This is a genomic window from Nonomuraea sp. B19D2, from assembly GCF_040137845.1.
Classification (GTDB): domain Bacteria; phylum Actinomycetota; class Actinomycetes; order Streptosporangiales; family Streptosporangiaceae; genus Nonomuraea.
Window position 1 is genome coordinate 1 of the sequence record NZ_JBEFAK010000146.1, and the last position, 1,308, is coordinate 1,308.

1 protein-coding gene and 1 other annotated feature are annotated in these 1,308 nt (G+C 62.2%); the gene reads left to right on the forward strand.

Annotation, left to right across the window (positions count from 1 at the left end; all coding sequences use genetic code 11):
• The first annotated feature begins 102 nt into the window (after positions 1-102).
• Positions 103-1,283, forward strand: a protein-coding gene (locus ABN273_RS59180) for an IS3 family transposase (protein WP_502911365.1) whose coding sequence is annotated in 2 segments (ribosomal slippage) — positions 103-337 and positions 337-1,283 — 1,182 coding nt in all. Because the reading frame shifts where the segments join, the coding sequence is not laid out codon by codon here.
• Positions 330-443: a sequence feature (AL1L pseudoknot), on the forward strand. Its footprint overlaps the gene before it by 114 nt.
• Positions 1,284-1,308 lie beyond the last annotated feature (25 nt).

The following is a 1,308-nucleotide window of genomic DNA, read 5'->3' on the forward strand; positions in this document are numbered from 1 at the left end:
TGAGCTGCCCCGGGTTGGTTGGAGGCTCCCAAGACTGGAAGGCTGGGAGTCGTGCCCGCACCGAGGAAGTACCCCCAAGAGCTGCGTGAACGCGCCATCAAGATGGTGTTCGACCTGCGTGAGGAGAACGGAGGCAAGGCCGGGGCGATCGCCCGGGTGGCCGACCGGCTCGGCGTGCACCGCGAGGCGCTGCGCTCCTGGGTGCGGCAGGCGGAAATCGATGAGGGAAAGCGCTCGGGCACTACATCGAGCGACGCGCAGCGGATCGCGGAATTGGAGCGGGAAGTCCGTGAGCTGCGTCGGGCCAACGAGATTCTGAAGGCGGCGTCCGCCTATTTCGCCCGGGAACTCGACCCGAGACTGCCGCGCTAATCGAGTTCATTGACCTGCATCGGGATCGGTTCGGCGTGGAACCGATCTGCGTGGTCCTGGAGTTTGCCCCGTCCACCTATCACGAGGCTAAGCGACGCGAGCGTGAGCCGTCGGCTCGGGCGTGTCGCGATGAGGAGTTGAAAGTCGAGATTATGCGCGTGTGGGAGAACCCGGGCAGGAAGGTGTACGGGGCGCGTAAGGTCTGGCGCGAATTGAATCGTCAAGGAATTGTGGTGGCGCGGTGCACGGTCGAGCGGCTGATGCGTGAATTAGGTATCGAGGGCGCGTGTGCGCGCCGTAAGCGGCCCCGCACGACGCTGCCGGCCGGTGGGGAGCTGCCCGCTGACCTGCTGGAGCGGGACTTCGCTGCGCTGGCGCCGAACCGTCGCTGGGTGGCCGACCTGACGTACGTATCGACTGTGTCCGGGTGGGTGTACACGGCGTTCGTGATGGATTTGTATTCGCGGATGATTGTCGGTTGGGAAGTCGCGGATAATCTGCGGGCCGATCTGGCTTTGTCGGCGCTGGAAATGGCGATATGGTCGCGTCGTGAGGGCCTGGATGGTGATCTGGTGCATCATTCCGATCGGGGTGTGCAATACACGTCGATCTGCTATAGTAAGCGTCTGGCGGAGATTGGCGCGGTGCGCTCGGTCGGCAGCAAAGGCGATTCTTACGATAACGCTGCTGCCGAGTCGCTGAACAGTCTGTACAAGAAAGAGCTCATTGACTTTCGCGGCGGCTGGCAGGGTGTCACCGACGTGATGCTGGAAACCATGGAATGGGTTGCCTGGTACAACGAGACGAGGCTCCACTCGTTCTGCGGTAATATTCCACCGAAGGAGTATGAAGGCGCCTTCTATAAGGCGCAGGAATCTGCTACGTCATTCGCAAGTTCGCAGGAATCGTAGCCTCCAAGATTCCCGGGACGGTCCA